This is a genomic window from Streptomyces sp. NPDC020489 (assembly GCF_044386545.1).
In the GTDB taxonomy this organism is placed as follows: domain Bacteria; phylum Actinomycetota; class Actinomycetes; order Streptomycetales; family Streptomycetaceae; genus Streptomyces.
Map to the genome: position 1 here is coordinate 18137 of NZ_JBIRUZ010000018.1, position 21932 is coordinate 40068.

The 21932-nt window shown below is 71.2% G+C and carries 22 protein-coding genes; 13 read left to right on the top strand and 9 right to left on the bottom strand.

Annotated features, from left to right (window positions below):
• The first annotated feature begins 19 nt into the window (after nt 1-19).
• Entirely contained in the window at nt 20-1087 is a 1068-nt protein-coding gene (locus ACH41F_RS35920; RefSeq protein ID WP_391234734.1) for a hypothetical protein, read from the top strand.
• A 20-nt stretch (nt 1088-1107) separates the two neighbouring features.
• On the opposite strand, the gene ACH41F_RS35925 is transcribed toward ACH41F_RS35920, so the two are convergent.
• Nucleotides 1108-1770, bottom strand: a complete 663-nt coding sequence (locus tag ACH41F_RS35925; RefSeq protein WP_398839285.1) for a class I SAM-dependent DNA methyltransferase — start codon at nt 1768-1770, stop codon at nt 1108-1110.
• A 10-nt stretch (nt 1771-1780) separates the two neighbouring features.
• Nucleotides 1781-2092 carry a hypothetical protein gene (locus tag ACH41F_RS35930; RefSeq protein ID WP_391234738.1) on the bottom strand — a complete coding sequence of 104 codons (312 nt, stop codon included), beginning with the start codon at nt 2090-2092 and terminating at the stop codon, nt 1781-1783.
• Between the two features lie 403 nt (nt 2093-2495).
• Here ACH41F_RS35930 and ACH41F_RS35935 point away from each other — a divergent pair, with 403 nt between their 5' ends.
• From ACH41F_RS35935 to ACH41F_RS35970, 8 genes are all read left to right on the top strand, one after another.
• Nucleotides 2496-3716: an amidohydrolase gene (locus ACH41F_RS35935; RefSeq protein ID WP_391234977.1), complete on the top strand. Its 1221-nt coding sequence runs from the start codon at nt 2496-2498 to the stop codon at nt 3714-3716.
• 248 nt (nt 3717-3964) lie between these two features.
• Nucleotides 3965-5035, top strand: a complete 1071-nt coding sequence (locus ACH41F_RS35940) for a BMP family protein (protein ID WP_398839425.1) — start codon at nt 3965-3967, stop codon at nt 5033-5035.
• A gap of 242 nt (nt 5036-5277) precedes the next feature.
• Entirely contained in the window at nt 5278-6324 is a 1047-nt protein-coding gene (locus ACH41F_RS35945) for a BMP family ABC transporter substrate-binding protein (protein ID WP_391234742.1), read from the top strand.
• 227 nt (nt 6325-6551) lie between these two features.
• Nucleotides 6552-8204, top strand: a complete 1653-nt coding sequence (locus ACH41F_RS35950) for an ABC transporter ATP-binding protein (RefSeq protein WP_398839426.1) — start codon at nt 6552-6554, stop codon at nt 8202-8204.
• Nucleotides 8201-9322, top strand: a complete 1122-nt coding sequence (locus ACH41F_RS35955; protein WP_391234744.1) for an ABC transporter permease — start codon at nt 8201-8203, stop codon at nt 9320-9322. The genes ACH41F_RS35950 and ACH41F_RS35955 overlap by 4 nt, the downstream gene beginning before the upstream one ends.
• Nucleotides 9322-10584, top strand: coding sequence for an ABC transporter permease (locus ACH41F_RS35960; protein WP_391234746.1), 1263 nt, complete (start codon nt 9322-9324; stop codon nt 10582-10584). The genes ACH41F_RS35955 and ACH41F_RS35960 overlap by 1 nt, the downstream gene beginning before the upstream one ends.
• The gene (locus tag ACH41F_RS35965) at nt 10581-10985 is read left to right on the top strand and encodes a cytidine deaminase (protein ID WP_391234748.1); all 405 of its coding nucleotides are present in this window, start codon (nt 10581-10583) and stop codon (nt 10983-10985) included. Before ACH41F_RS35960 ends, ACH41F_RS35965 begins: the two co-directional genes overlap by 4 nt.
• Before the next feature lie 77 nt (nt 10986-11062).
• A complete protein-coding gene (locus tag ACH41F_RS35970; RefSeq protein ID WP_391234981.1) occupies nt 11063-12346 on the top strand; it encodes a thymidine phosphorylase in 1284 nt (427 codons plus the stop codon).
• Between the two features lie 129 nt (nt 12347-12475).
• Here ACH41F_RS35970 and ACH41F_RS35975 read toward each other — a convergent pair whose 3' ends face one another.
• Entirely contained in the window at nt 12476-13396 is a 921-nt protein-coding gene (locus tag ACH41F_RS35975) for an AEC family transporter (protein WP_398839290.1), read from the bottom strand.
• Between the two features lie 150 nt (nt 13397-13546).
• On the opposite strand from ACH41F_RS35975, the gene ACH41F_RS35980 reads away from it, so the two are divergent.
• Complete coding sequence (locus tag ACH41F_RS35980) at nt 13547-13933, top strand: STAS domain-containing protein (protein WP_391234752.1); 387 nt, start codon at nt 13547-13549, stop codon at nt 13931-13933.
• On the opposite strand, the gene ACH41F_RS35985 is transcribed toward ACH41F_RS35980, so the two are convergent.
• Entirely contained in the window at nt 13817-14830 is a 1014-nt protein-coding gene (locus ACH41F_RS35985) for a sigma-70 family RNA polymerase sigma factor (protein WP_398839294.1), read from the bottom strand. The two genes, ACH41F_RS35980 and ACH41F_RS35985, sit on opposite strands and share 117 nt — an antisense overlap.
• 395 nt (nt 14831-15225) lie before the next feature.
• A complete protein-coding gene (locus ACH41F_RS35990) occupies nt 15226-16491 on the bottom strand; it encodes an MFS transporter (protein ID WP_398839296.1) in 1266 nt (421 codons plus the stop codon).
• Between the two features lie 63 nt (nt 16492-16554).
• Between ACH41F_RS35990 and ACH41F_RS35995 the strand changes: the two genes are divergently transcribed.
• Nucleotides 16555-17517, top strand: a complete 963-nt coding sequence (locus ACH41F_RS35995) for a LysR substrate-binding domain-containing protein (protein WP_391234758.1) — start codon at nt 16555-16557, stop codon at nt 17515-17517.
• Nucleotides 17518-17773: 256 nt separating this feature from the next.
• Here ACH41F_RS35995 and ACH41F_RS36000 read toward each other — a convergent pair whose 3' ends face one another.
• Nucleotides 17774-18532, bottom strand: a complete 759-nt coding sequence (locus ACH41F_RS36000; RefSeq protein ID WP_391234760.1) for a prolyl oligopeptidase family serine peptidase — start codon at nt 18530-18532, stop codon at nt 17774-17776.
• Nucleotides 18533-18645: 113 nt separating this feature from the next.
• On the opposite strand from ACH41F_RS36000, the gene ACH41F_RS36005 reads away from it, so the two are divergent.
• Nucleotides 18646-19809 (top strand): adenosine deaminase, encoded by a 1164-nt coding sequence (locus ACH41F_RS36005; protein WP_398839298.1) that lies wholly within the window; start codon nt 18646-18648, stop codon nt 19807-19809.
• 135 nt (nt 19810-19944) lie between these two features.
• Nucleotides 19945-20304, top strand: coding sequence for an ATP-binding protein (locus ACH41F_RS36010; protein ID WP_391234764.1), 360 nt, complete (start codon nt 19945-19947; stop codon nt 20302-20304).
• A gap of 69 nt (nt 20305-20373) precedes the next feature.
• Here the strand turns inward: ACH41F_RS36010 and ACH41F_RS36015 are convergent, their stop codons facing one another.
• The 3 genes from ACH41F_RS36015 to ACH41F_RS36025 form a co-directional block, all read right to left on the bottom strand.
• Nucleotides 20374-20583: a PspC domain-containing protein gene (locus ACH41F_RS36015; protein WP_391234766.1), complete on the bottom strand. Its 210-nt coding sequence runs from the start codon at nt 20581-20583 to the stop codon at nt 20374-20376.
• A 91-nt stretch (nt 20584-20674) separates the two neighbouring features.
• The gene (locus tag ACH41F_RS36020) at nt 20675-21226 is read right to left on the bottom strand and encodes a VanZ family protein (protein ID WP_398839301.1); all 552 of its coding nucleotides are present in this window, start codon (nt 21224-21226) and stop codon (nt 20675-20677) included.
• A gap of 71 nt (nt 21227-21297) precedes the next feature.
• On the bottom strand, nt 21298-21903 hold the full coding sequence (locus tag ACH41F_RS36025) for a hypothetical protein (protein ID WP_391234769.1): 606 nt from the start codon (nt 21901-21903) through the stop codon (nt 21298-21300).
• Between the last annotated feature and the right edge of the window lie 29 nt (nt 21904-21932).

Sequence of the window (21932 nt, forward strand, 5' to 3'; positions counted from 1 at the left end):
AGGGGACGGTCGTACGTCGATGAGCCGCCGCGCCGGATCAGCCGGCAGCAACTCCACTCTCGCGTTCGTCGAGAGCCCGGTACAGCTCCTGAACGTGCTGGAGTGGGCGCACGCCCACGCACCCGGCGCGGGGCTCACCCTCGTCGTGCTGTCCCCGACCGACCCCATGACCCGCGGCCAGCTGCGCCGCATGGCCGAGCTGGCCCGTGAGGAGGGCCACGAGGTCCGCTGGGAGGAGGCCCGGGGCGGCCCCGGGGCCCCCTTCCAGACCATCGGCGGCCTCGCGGGCCCGCTCCGCAGGGCGGACCGGGTCGTCCTGGGCGACCCGTTCTCCCGCTACGTACAACTGCTGCTGACCATCACCCGGGCCGCCGACCTCGTGGTCGTCGACGACGGCACGGCCACCATGGAGTTCGTGACCCAGCTCGCCCGCGGCGAACGCCTGGTGCGCTGGCACCGCAAGGGCGGCCGCCCCGGACCCCGCGACCTGGTCTTCGCGCCGGTGTCCTCGTCGGCCCGCCGCCGCCTGACCCCGAGCGAGGGCCGCCGCGTGCAGATCTTCTCCTCGATGCCGATGGAGGAGACCCCGGCCGGGGTGACGGTCTCGCCCCACACCTTCGCCTGGACCCGCGCCCGCTTCGGCCCGCCCCGCATCACCAAGGGCGCCGACATGGTCGGCACGTCCCTGGTGGAGACCGGCGTCGTCGACGGCGACCGCTATCTGGAGGCGGTGCGCACCCTCGCCAAGGCCCACGGCACCACCCGCTACTTCGCCCACCGCCGCGAGAGCACCGACAAACTCCACCGCCTCGCGGTCGAGACCGGCCTGGAGATCGTCCGCCCCGACCTCCCGCTGGAACTGATCGCCCGCAGGGGACCGATCGGCCGTACGATCCTGAGCTTCCCCTCGACGGTCGTGCACACCCTGCCCCTGGCCCTGGTGGGCACCGAGGTCCGGGTCGCGGTCTGCGACATCGACCCCGACTGGCTCACCGAGACCGCCTCGCCACGCGCCCAGGGCTTCCTGTCCGGGGTGACGGGCAAGGCGAGGGACGTACACCGCCTGTCGGCGGTCACCGCGGTCTGACCCGGGCGGGCCCGGCCGGGTCAGTCGCCCTTGCGCGCGAGCAGGAAGGCGCGCGGACGTGCCTCGTCCCGCTCCGCCTCGCGCAGCACCCGGGTGTGCAGCCGGAAGCCCGCCGCCACCAGCCGCTCGGCCACGGTGTCGGGGTCCCGCCAGTAGTAGTCGAGCGCGATCGCGTGCCCGAACCGCTCGTCGAGCCGCAGCCGCTCCGCCTCGCCGGCCTGGAAGGCGAGGAGCAGGTGCCCACCGGGCTCCAGGACCCGGTGGAACTCGGCGAACGTCGCCGGCAGGTGCTCGTCGGGGACGTGGATGATCGAGTACAGGGCGGTGATCCCGCCCAGCGTCGCGTCCGGCAGGTCCAGGGAGGTCATCGAGCCCACGTGGAACCGCAGGCCGGGGTGGCTCCGGCGGGCCAGCTCCACCATGCGGGGCGAGAGGTCGACCCCGAAGACGGGCAGGCCCAGGCCGTGCAGCAGGGCGGTGACATGCCCGGGGCCGCAGCCGAGGTCGGCGACGGGGGCGCGGGTGCCCGTCGCCCGTACCAGCTCGGCGAAGGCGCCGAACAGCGCGCGCTCCAGGACGAGCCCGGCGAGCCCGTCCGCGGGGAACCGCTGGTCGTAGGCGTCGGCGATGGCGTCGTACGAGGTCCGGGTGTCCCGTATGAAATCCGGGTGCTGGGCGGTCACGGAGGGCACCCTAGCGAGGCTCGCCGTCCCTCGGGCGTTCCTCGGCCGTCCAGGTGAAACCACTCAGGAAGCCGGGCGGGGGGTCGGCCGGGCGGCCGGGCTCCGGCTCGGGCGGTGTGACCTCGGCGGGCCGCCGCGGGCGTCGGCGGCGGCCGATCAGCCACACCGCCGTCGCGAGCAGCCAGCCCGTCAGGATCATGATCACCACAGTTGCCAGGATCAGACCCGCCATCCCGGGGAACCCGACCCTCGCCAGCAGCCCCGGGATCTGCTCCTCGCCGCAACCGCACGCCCGCCAGTCCCGTGCCGCGTGGATCGTCATGGGGGAAGCCTGCCCCGCGGCGCCCCGGCCGTCGCTCCGCGTGGCGGAAACGTCGCGCGGCGGTGATGATTCCGGGACCGGAACAAGCGTCTCCATGGAGGGAGGGTGGATTCCCGGTGGCGTGGCGGTCCCGACAGGTGAACAGAGCCGACGGGGCGGCACCGGGCGTGGTATCCGTGGAGGGAGGAGTGGATGAGTGACGGGTGTGGCCGGAAGCCCGCGGCCGCGTGCTCTCCGGGGATCTCAAGATCCACTCGCCCGGAAAGTCGGGCGAGTTTACCCATCCCAGTCGATACGTATGCGTCGAGCGGCCAGATTTTCTTCCCCTAACGGGTTGAACTTTTGTTGATCGAGGGTCAGTTGGCCACCCCGACGTCCTACCCTTCAGAGGGTGAAGCAATTGATGTCACTGGAGTCCGAGGCCGATGTTCCCGCGGAAGCACTGCTTCCCGGCACGCTGCCGGAGCCGCTGCGTGCCGAACTCGTCGCGTTCCGGCGCGACTTGCACATGCACCCGGAACTCGGCAACCAGGAGTTCCGCACCACCGCCGCCATCAAGGCACGGCTCGAGAAGGCCGGCCTCAGGCCGCGGGTGCTCGCGGTGGGCACCGGGCTCGTCTGTGACATCGGCGACTGGGGGAGCGGGCGCCCCGCCCTCGCCCTGCGGGCCGACATCGACGCCCTGCCGATCCCGGACACCAAGAGCGACTGCTCGTACCGCTCGACCGTCCCGGACCGCGCCCACGCCTGCGGGCACGACGTGCACACCACCGTCGTCCTCGGCGCCGGACTGGTGCTGGCCGATCTGCATCGCCAGGGTCGGCTGACCCGGCCCGTACGGCTGGTCTTCCAGCCCGCCGAGGAGGTGCTGCCCGGCGGCGCCGCCGACGCCATCGACTGCGGGGCGCTGGAGGGCGTAGGGCAGATCATCGCCGTGCACTGCGACCCCCGGGTCGACGCCGGGCGGATCGGGCTGCGCGCCGGCCCCATCACCTCCGCCTGCGACCGGCTGGAGATCGCCCTCGACGGACCCGGCGGGCACACCGCGCGCCCCCACCTGACGACCGACCTGGTCACGGCCGCCGCCCGGGTCGTCGTCGACGTGCCCGCGCTCGTCGCCCGGCGCATCGACACCCGCGCCGGTCTCGCCATCACCTGGGGGCGGATCGAGTCCGGCCACGCGCCCAACGTGATCCCGCAGCACGCCGAACTCTCCGGCACCGTCCGCTGCCTGGACATCGAGGCCTGGCGGCAGGCGCCCGACGTCGTGGTCGCCGCGATCGACGAGGTGGCCAACCTGCACCGCGCCAAGTCCGAGATCAACTACGTGCGCGGCGTGCCGCCCGTGGTCAACGACCCGGTGGTGACCGAGCTGTTGAGGGACGCCATGGCCGCCCGCCGCGGTGCCGCCTCCGTCGACGGCACCGAGCAGAGCCTGGGCGGCGAGGACTTCTCCTGGTACCTGGAGCACGTGCCGGGCGCCATGGCCCGCCTCGGTGTCCGCCCGCCCGGCGAGCGGGCCGTACGCGACCTGCACCAGGGCGACTTCGACGCCGACGAGCACGCGATCACGGTCGGCGTGGAGATGTTCACGGCCGCCGCGCTGCTCGGTGGCACCTCCTGACGGACCGGCGGATCGTGCGAGGGGGCGGCCCGTTCGGCGCCCCTTCGTCCCCTTGTGTCACCCGCCCGTAACCGGGTTCTCGCGCCCGTAACCCGGTGGCGGCACGGTTCGATAACGGCCAGGATCAATCCCGTTCCCCTCCCCTTCTACGCGCGTTACTGTGCGCCGAACAGCCACCAGCGGCGGCGCGTCGGGGAAGCGGGCCGCTCGGCGGACCGTGGCATGAAGGGGTGCTTGCTGTGCGTTCCATATCTCGGAGGACCAGGTTCTCCCAAGCAGTGGTGGCCGTCTCGGTCATCGCGCTCGCGGCCGTCGGCTGTGGCGAGTCCAGCACGAAGGCCGGCAGCGACGACTCCTCGTCGTCCGCCTCCGGAAAGTACTCGGGCAAGGGCATCGGCCTGGCGTACGACATCGGCGGCCGGGGCGACCAGTCGTTCAACGACGCGGCCTACGCCGGCTTCGAGCAGGCCGACAAGGAATTCAAGATGGGCGGCCGGGACGTCCAGCCGAGCGACGGCGAGTCCGACGCGGACAAGGTCCAGCGGCTGACCGAGCTCGCCAAGGCCGGCTACAACCCGGTGATCGGCGTCGGCTACATCTACGCGCCGGCCGTCAAGGAGGTCGCCGCCAAGTTCCCGAGGACCACCTTCGGCGTCATCGACGACGAGCAGGTCAAGGCCGCCAACGTGGCCGACATGGTGTTCTCCGAGGAGCAGGCCTCCTACCTCGCGGGCGTCGCCGCCGCCAAGGCCTCCAAGGCCAAGCACGTCGGCTTCATCGGCGGTGTGGACATCCCGCTGATCCACAAGTTCGGCGCGGGCTTCGAGCAGGGCGTCAAGTCCGTCGACCCGAGCATCAAGATCGAGTCGCAGTACCTGACCGAGACGCCCGCCGAGGGCGGCTTCTCCAGCCCGGACAAGGGCAAGGAGGCGGCCAGCGGCCAGATCGAGAAGGGCGCCGACGTCATCTACCACGCCGCCGGGCTCTCCGGCCAGGGCGTGATCTCCGAGGCCGCCGCCAACAAGGTGTGGGCCATCGGCGTCGACTCCGACCAGTACAACCAGGACGCGCTGAAGGACTACAAGGACTACATCCTCGGCTCGGCCCTGAAGAACGTCGGCGGCGCGGTCTACAACCTCGCCAAGTCCGTCTACGAGGGCAAGCCCCTCACCGGTGTCGTCCGCGGTGACCTGAAGTCCGGCGGCGTGGGCTTCGCCGACTCCAACCCGAAGTACAAGGCGATGACCGAGGTCGTGGCCGCGGTCGACAAGGCCAAGCAGGACATCATCGACGGCAAGGTCACGGTGAAGACCTCATAACGCCGCGAGGCCGCTCCGAGTGAGCCGAAAGGCCCCTTCCGTACGCCCTCCCGGGCGCCGTTCCAGGTCGTACGCCCCTTGCCTCCCGCAAGGGGCGTACTGCTGTCCGTAGTCTGTCCACCAACTGTGGCCACAGCTCGGTAACGGACCGGACAGAAGGGGTTTTCCGTCTGGTCTACGCGCGTTACGCTGCGGCGGAACCAGCGCCTGGTTTGGGCGCTTGCACAAAGGAGTCTCGTTCCATGCGCCGGGTGTCCCGTATCACGGTTGCAGGCGTTGCAACCGCAGCCCTTGCCCTGACCGCGTCCGCCTGCGGCAGCTCGTCCTCCGAGTCGTCCAGCAGCGACAGCAAGAACCTGGGCCTGGCCCTGGCGTACGACGTCGGTGGCAAGGGCGACCAGTCCTTCAACGACGCCGCGACCGCCGGCCTGGAGAAGGCCGACAAGGAGTTCGGCTACAAGTCCACCGCGATCGAGCCGCAGGACGGCGAGTCAGACGCGGACAAGGTGCAGCGCCTGGAGAACCTGGCCAAGCAGGGCTACAACCCGGTCATCGGCGTCGGCTTCGCCTACGCGCCCGCCGTCAAGGAGGCCGCGGCCAAGTTCCCGAAGACCACCTTCGGCATCGTCGACGACGAGCAGACCAAGGCCGACAACGTCGCCGACCTCGTCTTCCACGAGGAGCAGGCCTCCTACCTGGCCGGCGTCGCCGCCGCGCTGTCCACCAAGTCCAACGTGGTGGGCTTCGTCGGCGGTGTGGACGTGCCGCTGATCCACAAGTTCGCGGCCGGCTACAAGCAGGGCGTCGAGGACACCAAGAAGGGCGTCACGGTCAAGGTCCAGTACCTGACCGAGACCGCCGCCGAGGGTGGCTTCTCCAGCCCCGACAAGGGTGAGAGCGCCGCCGAGGGCATGATCGACGACAAGGCGGACGTGGTCTACGCCGCCGCCGGCCTCTCCGGCCAGGGCGTCATCAAGGCCGCCGCCGCCAACAAGGTCTGGGCGATCGGCGTCGACTCCGACCAGTACAAGCAGGACGCGCTCAAGGCGTACAAGAACTCGATCCTGACCTCGGCCATGAAGAACGTCGAGGGCGCGGTCTTCGAGCTCGCCAAGTCCGTCCACGACGGCAAGCCGGCGACCGGCGTCGTCCGCGGCTCGCTCTCCAACGGTGGCGTGAGCGTCTCCAACTCCAACCCGGAGTTCGCGAACAACACCAAGATCCAGGACGCGATCAAGAAGGCGTCCGAGGGCATCAAGAACGGCACCATCAAGGTGAAGACCTCCTGACCCCACCCGGTCACAGGCCTTGGCCACACAAGCGCTGTAATGGCAGCGTTACGGCCACGGAACGGGGCGCGGAGAGGATGACCCTTCGTGCCCCGTTCGCGCGGCAGAATGCTCGGAACGGATCGTGCACCGCTCGTGGGCCACAACGAGAACGATCAGGTCCGGGCACTATTTAAAGCAGGGGCGCTACGCGCGTAGAGTGGCCCCTTTCCCAAGGAGAGTGCGCCATCGAAGCGACCAGCAGCCCGCCTCCGCCGCACGTCGCCCATTCGCCGATCGCGGTAGAGCTGGCGGGGATCACCAAACGATTCCCGGGTGTCGTCGCCAACCACGACATCCACCTGACCGTCCGCAAGGGCACCGTGCACGCCCTCGTCGGCGAGAACGGCGCCGGCAAGTCGACCCTGATGAAGATCCTCTACGGCATGCAGAAGCCGGACGAGGGCACCATCGCGGTCGGCACCGAGCAGGTGACCTTCTCCAGCCCCGCCGACGCCATCTCCCGCGGTATCGGCATGGTCCACCAGCACTTCATGCTCGCGGACAACCTCACGGTCCTGGAGAACGTGGTGCTGGGCAGCGAGAAGCTGCACGGCATCGGCGGCGCCGCCCGTAAGAAGATCAAGGAGATCTCCGACCGCTACGGCCTCGGCGTCCGCCCCGACGCCCTGGTCGAGGACCTCGGTGTCGCCGAGCGGCAGCGCGTGGAGATCCTCAAGGTCCTCTTCCGCGGCGCCTCCACCCTGATCCTCGACGAGCCCACCGCCGTCCTCGTCCCGCAGGAGGTCGACGCGCTCTTCGACAACCTGCGCGAGCTCAAGTCCGAGGGCCTGGCGGTCATCTTCATCTCGCACAAGCTGGGCGAGGTCCTCTCCGTCGCCGACGAGATCACCGTCATCCGCCGCGGCACCACCGTCGGCACCGCCGTCCCGTCCGAGACCACCCCGCGCCAGCTCGCCGAGATGATGGTCGGCAGCGAGCTCCCCACCCCCGAGACCGCCGAGTCGACCGTCACCGACACGGCCGTCATCGAGGTCAAGGACCTCACCGTGTACTCGTCGGGGGCCACGCCCCTCGGTGAGTCGTCCGCCTCCCTGCTGATGGACGACGTCCAGCGCGCCGAGGTCAAGAAGGTCCTGGACGACGTCTCCTTCACCATCCACGCCGGTGAGGTCATGGGCATCGCCGGTGTCGAGGGCAACGGCCAGACCGAGCTCATCGACGCCCTGATCGGCACCCGGAACGCCGACTCCGGTGCCATCCTCTTCCAGGGCGAGGACATCACCCCCTGGGCCACCCGCAAGCGCCGCGAGTCCGGCGTCGGCTACATCCCCGAGGACCGCCACCGCCAGGGCCTGCTCCTGGAGGCCCCGCTCTGGGAGAACCGCATCCTCGGCCATGTCACCGAGGAGCCCAACGCCAAGGGCTTCTGGCTCAAGCCCAAGGCGGCCCAGGCCGACACCCGCCGGATCGTCGAGGAGTACGACGTCCGCACCCCCGGCATCGACGTCACCGCGGCCTCCCTGTCCGGCGGCAACCAGCAGAAGCTGATCGTCGGCCGCGAGATGAGCCACCACCCCAAGTTCCTGATCGCCGCCCACCCCACCCGCGGTGTGGACGTCGGCGCGCAGGCCCAGATCTGGGACCGCATCCGCGAGGCCCGCCGCGAGGGTCTGGCGGTGCTGCTGATCTCCGCCGACCTGGACGAGCTCATCGGCCTGTCGGACACCCTGCGGGTGATCTACAACGGCAGGCTGGTCGCCGACGCCGACCCCGCGACGGTCACCCCGGAGGAGCTGGGCTCCGCCATGACGGGTGCCGCCAGCGGCCACCTTGAGCACGTCGAGGACGACAGCGCCCCGGAGGACGAGGCCCGATGAAGAAGTTCGACAAGGAGCGCCTGCTCCTCGCCGTGGCCGGCCCGGCCCTGGCGCTCGTCGCGGCGATCCTGCTGACCTCGGTCGTGCTGATCGCCTCGGGCAAGAGCCCGATCGAGCCGTACACGCTCATGCTGGAGCAGGCCGGCTTCTCCGACGTACAGGTCCTGATCATCAACCAGGCGTCGATGTACTACATCGCCGCCCTCGCGGTCGCCCTCGGCTTCCGGATGAACCTGTTCAACATCGGCGTCGACGGCCAGTACCGCCTCGGCGCCATGATGACCGCGGTGGTCGGCGCGCACGTCGCCCTGCCGTCCTTCCTCCAGGTCCCCCTGCTGCTCCTGGTCGGCGCCCTCACCGGCGCCATGTGGGCCGGCATCGCGGGCATCCTGAAGGTGACCCGGGGCGTCAGCGAGGTCGTCGCGACGATCATGCTGAACTCCATCGCCACCAGCCTCATCGGCTACCTCACCCTCACCGACAACTGGGGCGTGCCGCTCGGCGACAACGTCACCACCGGTGTGATGAAGGAGTCCGGCTGGGTCCCCGGCATCGACCTGGGCGCCGACGTCGGCGAGATCTACGGTCTGGTCTTCCTCGCCATCGCCATGGGCGTCGGCTACTGGGCCGTCCTCAACCGCACCCGCTTCGGCTTCGACCTGCGCGCCACCGGCGAGTCCGAGACCGCCGCCGCGGCCTCCGGCGTCAACGCCAAGCGCATGGTGCTCACCGCGATGCTGATCTCCGGCGCGGTCGCCGGCATCTCCGGCCTGCCGCTGCTGCTCGGCGACACCCACACCTACAGCCTCAGCTTCCCGGCCGGCCTCGGCTTCACCGCCATCGGCATCGCGCTGCTCGGCCGCAACAACCCGGGCGGCATCGCGCTCGCCGCCCTGCTGTGGGCCTTCCTCGACAAGGCGTCCCCCGCTCTCGACTACGCGACTCCCGAGCCGTACGAGAAGGAGATCGCCACGATCATGCAGGGCCTGATCGTCTTCGCGGTCGTCATCTCCTACGAGGTGGTCCGCACCTGGGGCCTGCGCCGTCAGCAGAAGCGCGTCGGTGAGGAACTCGCCGCTGCCGCCGCCCAGAACAGCAAGAAGGAGGTGGCGGTCTGATGAGCACCGCGATCATCGTCAAGGCTCTGGCGAAGCAGCCCGGCAAGGGCAGCCGCCGCATGTCGCTGCCCGTCCTCCTCCTGATCATCTCCGGCGTGCTGATCCTGACGTCGGTCGTCCGGCTGATCACGGGCGCGGACGGCATCACCTCGACCGGCCAGATGTCCACCGCCCTGCGCGCGGCCGTGCCGATCGGCCTCGCCGGTCTCGGCGGTCTGTGGGCCGAGCGCGCGGGCGTCGTCAACATCGGCCTCGAGGGCATGATGATCCTCGGCACCTGGTTCGGCGCCTGGGCCGGCTACCAGTGGGGCCCGTGGACCGGCGTCCTCGTCGGTATCGTCGGCGGTGCGCTGGGCGCCGTCCTGCACGCCATCGCCACCGTGACGTTCAACGTCAACCACATCGTCTCCGGTGTGGCCCTGAACATCCTGGCGCTGGGCACCACCCGCTACCTGTCGAAGTTCACCTTCGAGGGCGTTCCCCAGGGCTCCTCCAAGCAGTCCCCGCCGATCGAGTCGCTGGGCACCTTCGACGTCCCGGGGCTGTCCGACTGGCTCCAGACGCTCAACGGCAAGCACTGGTTCCTCGTCTCCGACATCGCCGGCCTGGTCGGCGGTCTGATCACCAACCTCTCGCCGCTGACCGTCGTCGCCGTGGCCCTGGTGCCCGCCAGCTGGTACGTCCTGTGGCGCACGTCGTTCGGACTGCGGCTGCGCTCCTGCGGTGAGAACCCGATCGCCGCCGAGTCCCTCGGCGTCAACGTCTACAAGTACAAGTACATCGCCGTGATCATCTCCGGCGGCTTCGCCGGCCTCGGCGGTGCCTTCCTGTCGATCGTGTCGTCCAACGTGTACCTCGACGGCCAGACGGCCGGCCGCGGTTACATCGGTCTCGCCGCGATGATCTTCGGCAACTGGATGCCGGGCGGACTCGCCCTCGGCGCGGGCCTGTTCGGCTACACCGACAGCCTCAAGCTGCGCGGCGGTGTCACCAACGTGCACGCGCTGATCCTGCTGCTTGCGATCCTGCTGGTGTTCGGCGTCGCGTACCTGGTCTGGAAGAAGAAGTACCTCCCCGCCGCCCTCACCGCCGCGGTCTCGGCCCTGATGTTCGTCTGGTACGCCACCACGAACGAGGTCCCCAACCAGGTCGTGACGGCCAGCCCGTACGTCATCACCCTGCTGGTGCTCGCGCTGTCCGCACAGCGCCTGCGGATGCCGAAGGCGGACGGCCTGCCGTACCGGAAGGGGCAAGGCAAGTGACGGCCCTGGCCGACGTCGACTGGGACGCCCTGCGGGAGGTGGCGCGCGAGGCGATGAGCCACGCCTACGCCCCCTACTCGGGCTACCCGGTCGGCGTCGCGGCCCTCGTCGACGACGGCCGCACGGTCTCCGGCTGCAACGTCGAGAACGCCTCCTACGGACTCGGCCTGTGCGCCGAGTGCGGGCTGGTCTCGGAGCTCCAGCGCACCGGGGGCGGCCGGCTGACGCACTTCACCTGCGTCGACGGCCGGGGCGAGGTCCTCGTCCCGTGCGGCCGCTGCCGGCAGCTGCTGTACGAGTTCGGCGGCCCCGACCTGCTGCTCGAGACACCGGCGGGTGTCCTGCCGCTGTCGGAGATGCTGCCCCAGGCCTTCGGCCCGGACCATCTCACCTCCCAGTAACTCCCGTGCGGCCCCTCTGAGGAGATCAGGGGGGCCGCGCACTTTTCTGAACGTCCGGAAGGAATGCCATGGCTGTGTTGTCGATGGATGCCATCTCTGTCATCCGCACCAAGCGGGACCGCGGTGAGCTCAGCGACGAGCAGATCGACTGGGTCATCGACGCGTACACCCGCGGCGAGGTCGCCGACTACCAGATGGCCGCGCTGAACATGGCCATCCTCCTCAACGGCATGAACCGCCGGGAGATCTCCCGCTGGACCGCCGCGATGATCGCGAGCGGCGAGCGCATGGACTTCTCCTCGCTCTCGCGCCCGACCGCGGACAAGCACTCCACGGGCGGCGTCGGCGACAAGATCACCCTCCCGCTGGCCCCTCTCGTCGCCGCCTGCGGCGCGGCCGTCCCGCAGCTCTCCGGCCGCGGCCTCGGCCACACCGGCGGCACCCTGGACAAGCTGGAGTCGATCCCGGGCTGGCGCGCGCTGCTGTCGAACGAGGAGATGCTGTCGGTGCTGGACGGCACCGGCGCGGTGATCTGCGCGGCGGGTGACGGCCTGGCCCCGGCGGACAAGAAGCTCTACGCCCTGCGGGACGTCACCGGCACGGTGGAGGCGATCCCGCTGATCGCCTCCTCGATCATGTCCAAGAAGATCGCCGAGGGCACCGGCTCCCTGGTCCTGGACGTCAAGGTCGGCTCGGGCGCCTTCATGAAGACCATCGAGGACGCGCGCGAGCTGGCCTCGACGATGGTCGGCCTCGGCACCGACCACGGCGTGAAGACGGTCGCCCTGCTGACGGACATGTCGACCCCGCTCGGCCTGACGGCGGGCAACGCCCTGGAGGTCCGCGAGTCGGTCGAGGTCCTGGCGGGCGGCGGCCCGGCGGACGTCGTCGAGCTGACGATCGCCCTGGCCCGCGAGATGCTGGACGCCGCGGGCGTACGGGACGCCGACCCGGCGAAGGCCCTGGCCGACGGTTCCGCGATGGACGTCTGGCGCCGCATGATCGCGGCCCAGGGCGGCGACCCGGACGCGGAGCTGCCGGTGGCCAAGGAGCAGCACGTGGTCAAGGCGGGCGCCTCCGGCGTGCTGACCCGCCTCGACGCCTACGACATCGGCGTCGGCGCCTGGCGCCTGGGCGCCGGACGCGCCCGCAAGGAGGACCCGGTCCAGGCGGGCGCGGGCATCGAGCTGCACGCCAAGCCCGGCGACACGGTCACCGCGGGCCAGCCCCTGCTCACCCTCCACACGGACACCCCGGAGCGCTTCGCGTACGCCCTGGAGGCGGTCGAGGGGTCCTACGACATCGCCGCACCGGGCACGGACTTCACGGCGTCGCCGGTGGTGCTGGAGCGGATCGCCTGAGCTGAGGTGAGGTGACGAGAGAGGGGGCCGATGCCTGGGGCGTCGGCCCCCTCTCTCGTGCCCGCGGCCCTTCTTTCGTGCCCGCTGTCAGCTTTCTCGTGCGCGTGGTCAGCTTTCTTGTGCCCGCGCTCAGCCCAGCAGCGCCGCGACCACCACGAGGACCGGCACCGCCAGGACCGTCGACACCAGGATCGAGTCCCGCGCGAGCCGCTCGCCCACGCCGTAACTCGACGCGTACGTATAGAGGTTCTGCGCGGCGGGCAGGGCCGAGGTCACCACCACGTCGAGCAGTGGGTGCCCGCGCAGCCCGAACACCCCCACCGCCAGCGCCCACGCGGCCACCGGCTGGCCCACCGACTTCAACGCGACCGACAGCAGGACCAGTTGGCGGTCCGGTCCCCGGCCCGGCATCGTGCTGCCGCACAGGGAGATGCCAAAGGCGAGCAGCACCGCCGGGACGGACATGTTGCCGATCAGCGTCACCGGGTCCATGACCGCCGACGGGATGTGGACGCCGCTCGCCGACACCGCGACACCGGCCAGCGAGCCCACCGCGATCGGGTTGCGCAGGGGGGTGAGCAGCCGCAGCCACAGGGGGTCCTGGCCGTCCCGGGCCGCCAGGTCCAGCACGGTCAGGGCGATCGGGGTCAGCAGCAGGAGCTGGAACAGCAGCACCGGCGCCACCAGCGAGGCATCGCCCAGGACGTACACCGCGATGGGGATGCCGAGGTTGCCGGAGTTGACGTAACTGGAGCACAGCGCGCCGATCGTCGTACGGCCCACGCCCCAGCCGCGCACGGCGCCCACCGCGACGAAGACGCCCGCCGTCGCCGCCGTGCTCAGCGCGGTGACGACCAGGCGGCTGGAGAAGACCAGCGACAGGTCGGTCCGCGCCAGCGTCGTGAAGAGCAGGGCGGGGGAGGCGACATGGAAGGCGAGCTTGGTCAGCACCTCGCGGCCGTTGTCCCCGAGGTGGCCGCGCCGTCCGATCACATAGCCGACCGCGATGACGACGGCGATGACGGCGAAGCCGGTCAGCACCCCCTGCACGGAACCTCCTCGGCCGTGAGGAGAGCGTGCGACATCCAGGGCGGTGCTGATCCGTGGGGCATACAGCCAACCCTCCGGGGAAGGCGGCGCCCAGGTCAATGTGATCCCGGTCGGTGGACGCCCTCCTGGCCCTTCGCCCTCGCGGCGGCGATGAGTTCCGTCCGTCCGCCCGGTCTACAGATCGTGGACGCCATGACACCCGCCGTGCTCGTACTGGCCGGCCCCGTCACCCGGGACGAGGTGAGGGGGCTGTGCGACGACGTGCGCGCGCTGCTGCACACGACCGGGGCCAGGGCGGTGGTCTGTGACGTGGCCGGACTGGGACCGCCGGGGCTCGGGGTCGTCGACCTGCTGGCGCGGCTGGAGCTGGCCGCGCGGCGGGCCGGGGGCCGGATCCGGCTCAGAGACCCCGACCCGGCACTACACGCTCTTCTCGACCTGGTCGGCCTCCGCTTCGAGATGGAGGGGCAGGTCGAACAGGGGGAACCAGCGCTGGGTGTCCAGGAAGAAGTGGAACCCGGTGAGCCGGCCGTCTGAGATCTCCAGGACCTGCACGGCCCACGGTGTGTAGCCGCCCTTCTCCGGGTCCGGCTTGTACTGGGCGAAGCCCGGCAGGCCGTTCACCTGCACCGGCACCAGACGCGAGCCTTCGCAGGCGGAGCCGAGTGTCGTCATGAAGCCCGAGATGTCGTCGTGGCCCGTCAGCCACAGGTCGAACGGCGGCATCGTCATGATGGCGTCCTCGTGCAGCAGGGCCGTCAGCGCCGTCATGTCGTAGCCCTCGAACGCCGCGACATAGCGGTCCAGGAGCTTTTGCTGGTCCTCGTCCAACGGGTCGGAGACGGCCGCTGTCGCGCCGTGCTGTCCCTCGCGCTCGGCGAGGGTGGCGCGGGCGCGCTGGAGGGCGCTGTTGACCGAGGCGACCGTGGTGCCGAGCAGCTCGGCGACCTCGCTCGCCCGCCAGGCCAGCACCTCGCGCAGGATGAGCACCGCCCGCTGCTTGGGCGGCAGTTGCTGAAGGGCGGCCATGAAGGCGAGCCGCACGGACTCCTTGGCGACGGCGGCCTCCGCCGGGTCCTCGACGGTGGGCAGGATGCGGGCGTCCGGCATCGGCTCCAGCCAGGTGTGGTCCGGGCGCGGGGAGAGGGCGGCCTGGGCGAGAGGCGTCGACTCGGTGAGGTCCATCGGCCGCGCGCGCTTGTTGCCGGCCGTCAGCATGTCCAGGCAGACGTTGGTCGCGATGCGGTACAGCCAGGAGCGGAGGCTGGAGCGGCCCTCGAACTTGTCGTAGCTGCGCCAGGCGCGGACCATCGTGTCCTGCACCGCGTCCTCCGCCTCGAAGGAGGAGCCGAGCATCCGGTAGCAGTAGCCGGTCAGCTCGACCCGGTGCTTCTCCAGCCTGACGTCGAGGTCCGCCGTCGTCGTGTCCGTCATGGTCCACCCACCCCTGTGACCGTCCTGCGTCGCGCCGTTGCGCCCAGTACGTTCGAAACTATCGCAGGGGTCTGACAATGGCGTGCCGAGCGAGGAAACATGCAGGCCAGGCGCTTTTTCGCCCCCGCCGCCCTTGCCCTTCCCGCCCCGGGGGCTGCGCCCCCGGACCCCCGCTTCGGCCCTGAACGGGCCTCGTCCTCAAACGCCGGACGGGCTGGTTTGTCAGCCCCTCCGGCGTTTGAGGAGCGGGGGTCCAGGGGGCGGAGCCCCCTGGGAGCGGGGTCGAAGGGGCAGCATGCCCCTGGGGACGGGACGGGAAGGGGCGGCGGGGGCGACGAAACGCGGTCCCCCTGGCCGACCGACCTCGGCCAGGGGGAGGAAAAGGGGCGTGCGGCTCAGGCCGTCAGGAGCCGCTGCCGGGCCCGGGCCGCACGCGTTCCGAGGACGGTGATCGTCACGACGCCGAGCACCGCCAGCAGGCCGACCCCGACGGTCCCGGCCCAGCCGCCCGCGTGGAAGGCGAGCGCGCCGACCGTGCTGCCCGCGCTGGAGCCGATGTAGTACGCCGACTGGTACAGCGCCGAGGCCTGGGCCCGCCCCTGGGTCGCCGTCTTGCCGACCGCCGAGGACGCCACCGCGTGCCCCGCGAAGAACCCGCCCGTGATCAGCACCAGACCCAGCAGGACCAGCACCAGGGAGTCCGCGAGCGACAGCACCAGACCCGCCGCCGTCGTCGCGCCCGCCGCGTACAGCGCACCCCGGCGGCCGAGGCGCCCCACCAGGCGGCCGGCGGTCGACGCCGAGACCGTACCGACCAGGTACACCAGGAAGATCGAGCCGACGATGCCCTGCGGGAGGTCGAAGGGCGCCTCGGTCAGCCGGTACCCGATCACCGTGTACACGCCGCCGAACACCGTCATGAACAGGGCACCGATCGCGTACAGCCGGCGCATCAGCGGGTTGGCGAGGTGGTCCCGCACCGTCCGCGCCAGCACCCGCGGCTTCAGCGACCCGGCGACGAAGTGCCTCGGCGCGGGCAGCAGCAGCCGGAAGGCCACCGCGCACCCCACCGCGACCGCCCCGATCACGCCGAGGGCCACCCGCCAGCCCCACTCCTGCGCCACCCAGCCGGTGATGACCCGGCCGCTCATGCCGCCGACGCTGTTTCCTGCGACGAACAGTCCGATCGCCGTGACCAGCGCCTTCGGCCGGACCTCCTCCGCCAGATAGGCGGTCGCGGAGGCGGGCAGACCCGCCAGCGCCGCACCCTGCAACGCGCGCAGCGCGACCAGCACCGGCAGTGAGGGAGCCAGCGGGACCAGCAGTCCGATCGTCACCGCGACCCCCAGCGAGGCCGTCATGACCGTACGGCGTCCGTACCGCTCCGACAGCGCGCTCATCGGCAGCACGAACAGGGCCAGTCCGCCGGTGGCCGCCGCCACCGTCCAGCTCGCGTCGCTCGCCGCCACCCCGAAGTCGGCGGAGATCAGCGGCAGCAGGGCCTGCGTGGAGTACAGGAGGGCGAAGGTCGCCACCCCGGCGAGGAAGAGGGCGAAGCTCATCCGGCGGTAGCCGGGGCCGCCCGGGGCCATCCGGGAGTCGGGAGCGGGAACGGCGGGTACGGCGCCCACGGCAGTGGACGCCTCGGTACTGGCAGGCATGCCTCGAAGGTACGGACACCCCGGTTCATGCGTCCAATGCATGAACTCGTCATAATCGTTCCCATGGTGCATCAACGCAGCTCACAGGCCCGACTGTCACCGTCCAGTGACACAGAAGACATGACGGAGATGTCGTTGGTGCTGGCTCCCCGCCTCGCCTACTTCGCCGGCGTCGCCCGCACCGAGCACGTCACCCGTGCCGCACAGGAGATGAACGTCCCGCAGTCCACGCTCTCCCGCGCGATGGTCCGCCTCGAACAGGACCTGGGCGTCGACCTGTTCGCCCGGATCGGCCGCACGGTCTCCCTCACCCCGGCCGGGCGGGCCTTCCTCGGCCACGTCGAACGCGCCCTGGGGGAGATCGAGCGCGCCGCCGAGGAGGTGCGCGCGGACGCCGACCCGGCCACCGGCAAGGTCGCCTTCGGCTTTCTGCACACCATGGGCTCGGAGACGGTCCCCGGTCTCATCCGCGCCTTCCGCGCCGATCATCCCCGGGTCCGCTTCAGCCTGGTCCAGAACTACGGCGAGGCCATGATCGAACGGCTGCGCGCGGGCGAGCTGGACCTCTGTCTGACCTCCCCGGTCCCGGACGCCCCGGATCTCGTCGGCCGCCGCCTGGACGAGCAGAAGCTGCGGCTGGTCGTCCCGGCGGACCACCGCCTCGCCTCCCGCAAGCGGGTCCGTCTCGCCGAGGCCGCCGACGAGACGTTCGTGACCCTGGAACCCGGCTACGGCATGCGCCGCATCACCGACGACCTCTGCCAGGAGGCGGGCTTCAAGCCGCGCATCGCCTTCGAGGGCGAGGAGGCGGAGACGCTGCGGGGCCTGGTCGCGGCCGGTCTGGGCGTCGCCCTCCTGCCGCCGCCCGCGGTGCCCCGCCCGGGGGTCGTCGAGCTGACGGTCACCGCCCCGCGCGCGGTGCGCGAGATCGCGGTCGCCTGGCTCGACGGCCACCCGGACACACCACCGGTGGCGGCCTTCAAGAAATTCCTGCTGGCCCAGCGCGGCCGTCTGCTCCCCGACTGACCGAACGGCAGCCCGCCACGCGCGCGTGAACGACGCGCGAACAGCCCGCGCCGGGGCCCGCACCCAGCCGCTCACAGCCGCACCCCACGTCAGCAGGAAGAGCCCGCCGTCTCCCCCCGGAAGGGTGAGCCGGTAGGTGCCCTCCTTGGTGAACACCCGCCGTGCGCACGCGTGTTCGCCGGCACGTCGGGGAGTCCGGCACCCCGTCCGTGCCGTGGAGCAGCGCGGCCGCCGCCCCCGTGGCCGAAGGCCGTGGCTACCGCCGCAGTGACCGCCCGAAGCCCGCCGCCAGCGGCATCCGCAGACCGAGCGGGGGAGGGGCCGCCAAAGCGTCCTCGACGGGGCGGGAGAAGCTCCGGCCGAAGAGCGAGCCCATGACGAAGTCCTCGGCCAGGGCGTGGACTTCGTCCCGGTGCTGGCGCAACGCGTGCCCGGCGGAGTGCACTTCGAACCGGCACACGTCCCGGTTCGCCTTCTTCGCCCGCGCCGCGAGCCGGAACGACAGCTCCGGGTCCGTGCGCGCGTCGTTCGTGCCGTGCACCATCAGCACCCGTCGGCCTGCGAGCTGCCGTACCGGTTCGGGGGGTGCCGCCGCATCCTCCTCGGGCAGCCAAGGGGCGATCGCGAGAACGGAGTTGACGGCGTCGTGGCCACCCGCGTGCAGGGCCGCCCGGGCGCCCATGTCGAGGCCCGCCAGACACACGGGGACGTCACCGTAACGGCGTACGACCTCCTCGGCGGCCCAGTCGGCGTCCCGGGCGAGATGCGCCGCGGTGCCGTTCCAGCCGCGGTAGCGGTAGTGGACGACATGGGTGGCCAGGCCCTCCTCCCGGCCCGCGCGGGACAGCCGGCGGCCGAGTCCGCGTACGGACGCGGTCGCCATCAGGGAGGACGGTCTGCGGTCGGAGCTCTCCTCGCCGCCGGGGAGCAGCAGCACCACCCCGCTCACCGTCGTCGGTTCCGGACCGAGCCGTCCAAGCCGGGCCGTGCGAACCGGCGTCGCTTGCTGTGCCATGACAGAACAGTGTCAGAAGCGTCGGTGTACTCCACCCGTCCGGGCGGTCACCGTTACGTATCGACGGAGATGTACAACGCGCGATCTACGCGCGTAGGAGTTAGAGTGCGAAAATGACGAGCCAGACTGACCGGACGGGAACCACCCCGAGCTCGGACCAGATCCGCCGGGCACCCAAGGTTCTGCTGCACGACCACCTCGACGGCGGGCTCCGGCCCGGCACCATCGTCGACCTCGCCCGGGACACCGGGTACGCCCAACTCCCCGAGACCGACCCGGACAAGCTCGGCGTCTGGTTCCGCGAGGCCGCCGACTCCGGTTCGCTGGAGCGGTACTTGGAGACCTTCTCGCACACCGTAGGCGTGATGCAGACCCGCGACGCGCTCGTCAGGGTCGCCGCCGAGTGCGCCGAGGACCTCGCCGCCGACGGGGTCGTCTACGCCGAGGTGCGCTACGCCCCCGAACAGCACCTCGAAGGCGGGCTCAGCCTCGAAGAGGTCGTCGAGGCGGTCAACGAGGGCTTCCGGGAAGGCGAGCGGATCGCCCGCGAGAACGGGCGGCGCATCCGCGTCGGCGCCCTGCTCACCGCCATGCGGCACGCCGCGCGCGCCCTGGAGATCGCCGAACTCGCCAACCACTACCGGGACCTCGGCGTGGTCGGCTTCGACATCGCCGGCGCCGAGGCCGGCTACCCGCCCACCCGGCACCTCGACGCCTTCGAGTACCTCAAGCGCGAGAACAACCACTTCACCATCCACGCCGGTGAGGCCTTCGGGCTCCCCTCCATCTGGCAGGCCCTGCAATGGTGCGGCGCCGACCGGCTCGGGCACGGGGTGCGGATCATCGACGACATCCAGGTCCACGAGGACGGCTCGGTCAAGCTCGGCCGGCTCGCCTCCTACGTCCGGGACAAGCGGATCCCGCTGGAGCTGTGCCCCAGCTCCAACCTCCAGACCGGGGCCGCCGACTCCTACGCCGAGCACCCCATCGGACTGCTGCGCCGGCTGCACTTCCGGGCCACGGTGAACACCGACAACCGGCTGATGTCCGGCACCAGCATGAGCCGGGAATTCGAGCACCTGGTCGGGGCATTCGGCTACACGCTCGACGACATGCAGTGGTTCTCCGTCAATGCGATGAAATCAGCGTTCATTCCTTTCGATGAACGACTGGCCATGATCAATGACGTCATCAAGCCCGGATATGCCGAGCTGAAATCCGAATGGCTGTTCCAGCAGACGGCTTCCACCAGCACTTCTGTGACCGAAGAGGGCTGACCGAGGGGCGTTTCGGAACACGGAATGCGGACGGGTATTCACCATCCGTCCGCATTTCGATGTTTGCGGCGGACGGCTGTGCGTGTTTACGGTCGGGGACCGCTCACCGTCATCCCATTTCGAGGACGCACTTTCATGAAGCAGTCTGCTGCCAAGACCCTCGGTGTCGCCGCCCTCGGTGCCGCCTTCGCCGCCGCCGGCGCGGGCGCCGCGAACGCCGCCCCGGCCGTCCCGGACGCCTCCTCGGCGCTGGACACCGTCACCAAGACGCTGCCGGCGGAGAACCTCGCCAAGGCGCTCCCGGGTGCCGGTGAGGCCCTGTCGCAGGCGCAGCCGGCCGTCGCCACGAGCCTGGCCGCGGTGACGCCGGCCGCCCAGGGTGCGCTGGCCGACGGTCCGACCAAGCCGGTCGCCGGTCTGCTCGGTGGTCTGCCGGTCGGCCAGACGGGGCTGCCCACGAAGGGCCTGCCGCTGAACGGGATCCCGCTGGGCTGAACCCCGCCGAACGCCCGATGGGACGCACCCCTGGTCGGGGTGCGTCCCATCCGCGTGTGCGCGAGATGCCTACCAGGCCGCCTGCGCCTTGTTGGCCTTGCCCTCCGAGGGGAACAGGATCCACAGGGCGATGTAGAGCAGGAACTGGGGGCCGGGCAGCAGGCAGGAGACCAGGAAGATCACCCGCATCGTGGTGGCCGAGGTGCCGAAGCGCCGTGCCAGCGCGGCACACACTCCGCCGAGCATGCGGCCGTTGGTGGGGCGGGCGAGGCGGGACATTGCGGCTCCTTCGCGAGCGTTGCGGAGGCTGTCTCTGTGACGTCCTCATCTGTGCTCAACGCTACGGAGACGAAGCGGGCAAAGCGTCGCTCTACGGTGCGATACCGACCCTGGTAAACGTCGGGGTCCGACCCTGAGGGGCGTCCTCCAGCCGGCGGCCGGCCCGTGCCCGGCGCTCGGTGCGGCGGCGGAGCCAGGCCCGGCCGACCGGGACGAGGGCGGTGTGGGCGAGGGCGACACCCACGGTGTTCAGGAGCACCGAGTCGATGTCGACGACCTGGCCGGGGACCCCTGTCTGGAGCAGTTCGATGCCCAGGGAGATCAGGGCGCCCGCGGCGACCGTGCGGACCAGGGAGCCGAGCGGGGAGGACCACAGGCGGCCGTGCAGGGCCGGGAGCAGGACGCCCAGCGGGCCCAGCAGCGCCAGGCCCTCGGCGATCCGCCGGGCCCCGACCTGCCAGCCGAGCGCCAGGTCGGCGCGGATCCCGGCGAGCGGGGTCACGTTCGGCGGGGTCATCCACGGCACGTCGAGCGGCCGCAGCGTGAGCCAGGCGACGAACGCGAGGTGTGCGACAAGGAGGACACCCCCTGCCGCACGGATGCGAGTCCCGGCGCTGCCGCCGGTGAAGCCTTCACGCTGCACGCCCCCCTAGACGCGGCGTGCGGCGGGATCGGTTCCGGGGGCCCGGGTGAGGCGTGCGCCACACGGGTGGCTCAGCCGTCCGTGACCTCCGACGACGGCGGTTCGACGCTGCTCGGCTCGGCGCGGACCTTGTCCGTGCACTCGTAGCGGTGCAGCGGGGCGCCGTCCGGGCCGCCCAGGACGACCGAGCCGTCGCCCTCGGCGGCGGCCGAGTCGGAGAACGTGCAGACGATCTGCGCGAGGGAGGACTTGGTGAGGGCGTCCGGCGGATAGCTCAGCCGGAGGGTGTCCTCGGGGTCCTCGGGGCGCGGCCCGGTCACCGTCATGCCGTCGCGCACGGTCGTCTTGTACCCGGCCTCCCGCTCACCGGCCGACGGCGCCGCGGCGAGCTCGTTCAGCAGCTCCTGCGCCACCAGGACCCGCTGCCGGGAGTCCGCCGTGCCGTCCTCGACGCTCACCGTCCGGTCGACGGCCACCAGCGAGGAGCCGCACAGCAGGAACACCTGGACCGGCAGACCGCGCGAGGACCGGGGGGAGACGTCCGGCTCGGAGACCGAGCAGTGCACCCGGGAGGGCGCCGGGCCGAAGTCCGTCGGCACCTCCGTCGCCCGGATGCCGCACCCGGTGGCCGACGCGGCCAGCACCGCCGGCACCAGCAGCCGCCGTACGGTCCCCATGGCTCGCCGCTCCCGCCCTCGCCGTACCC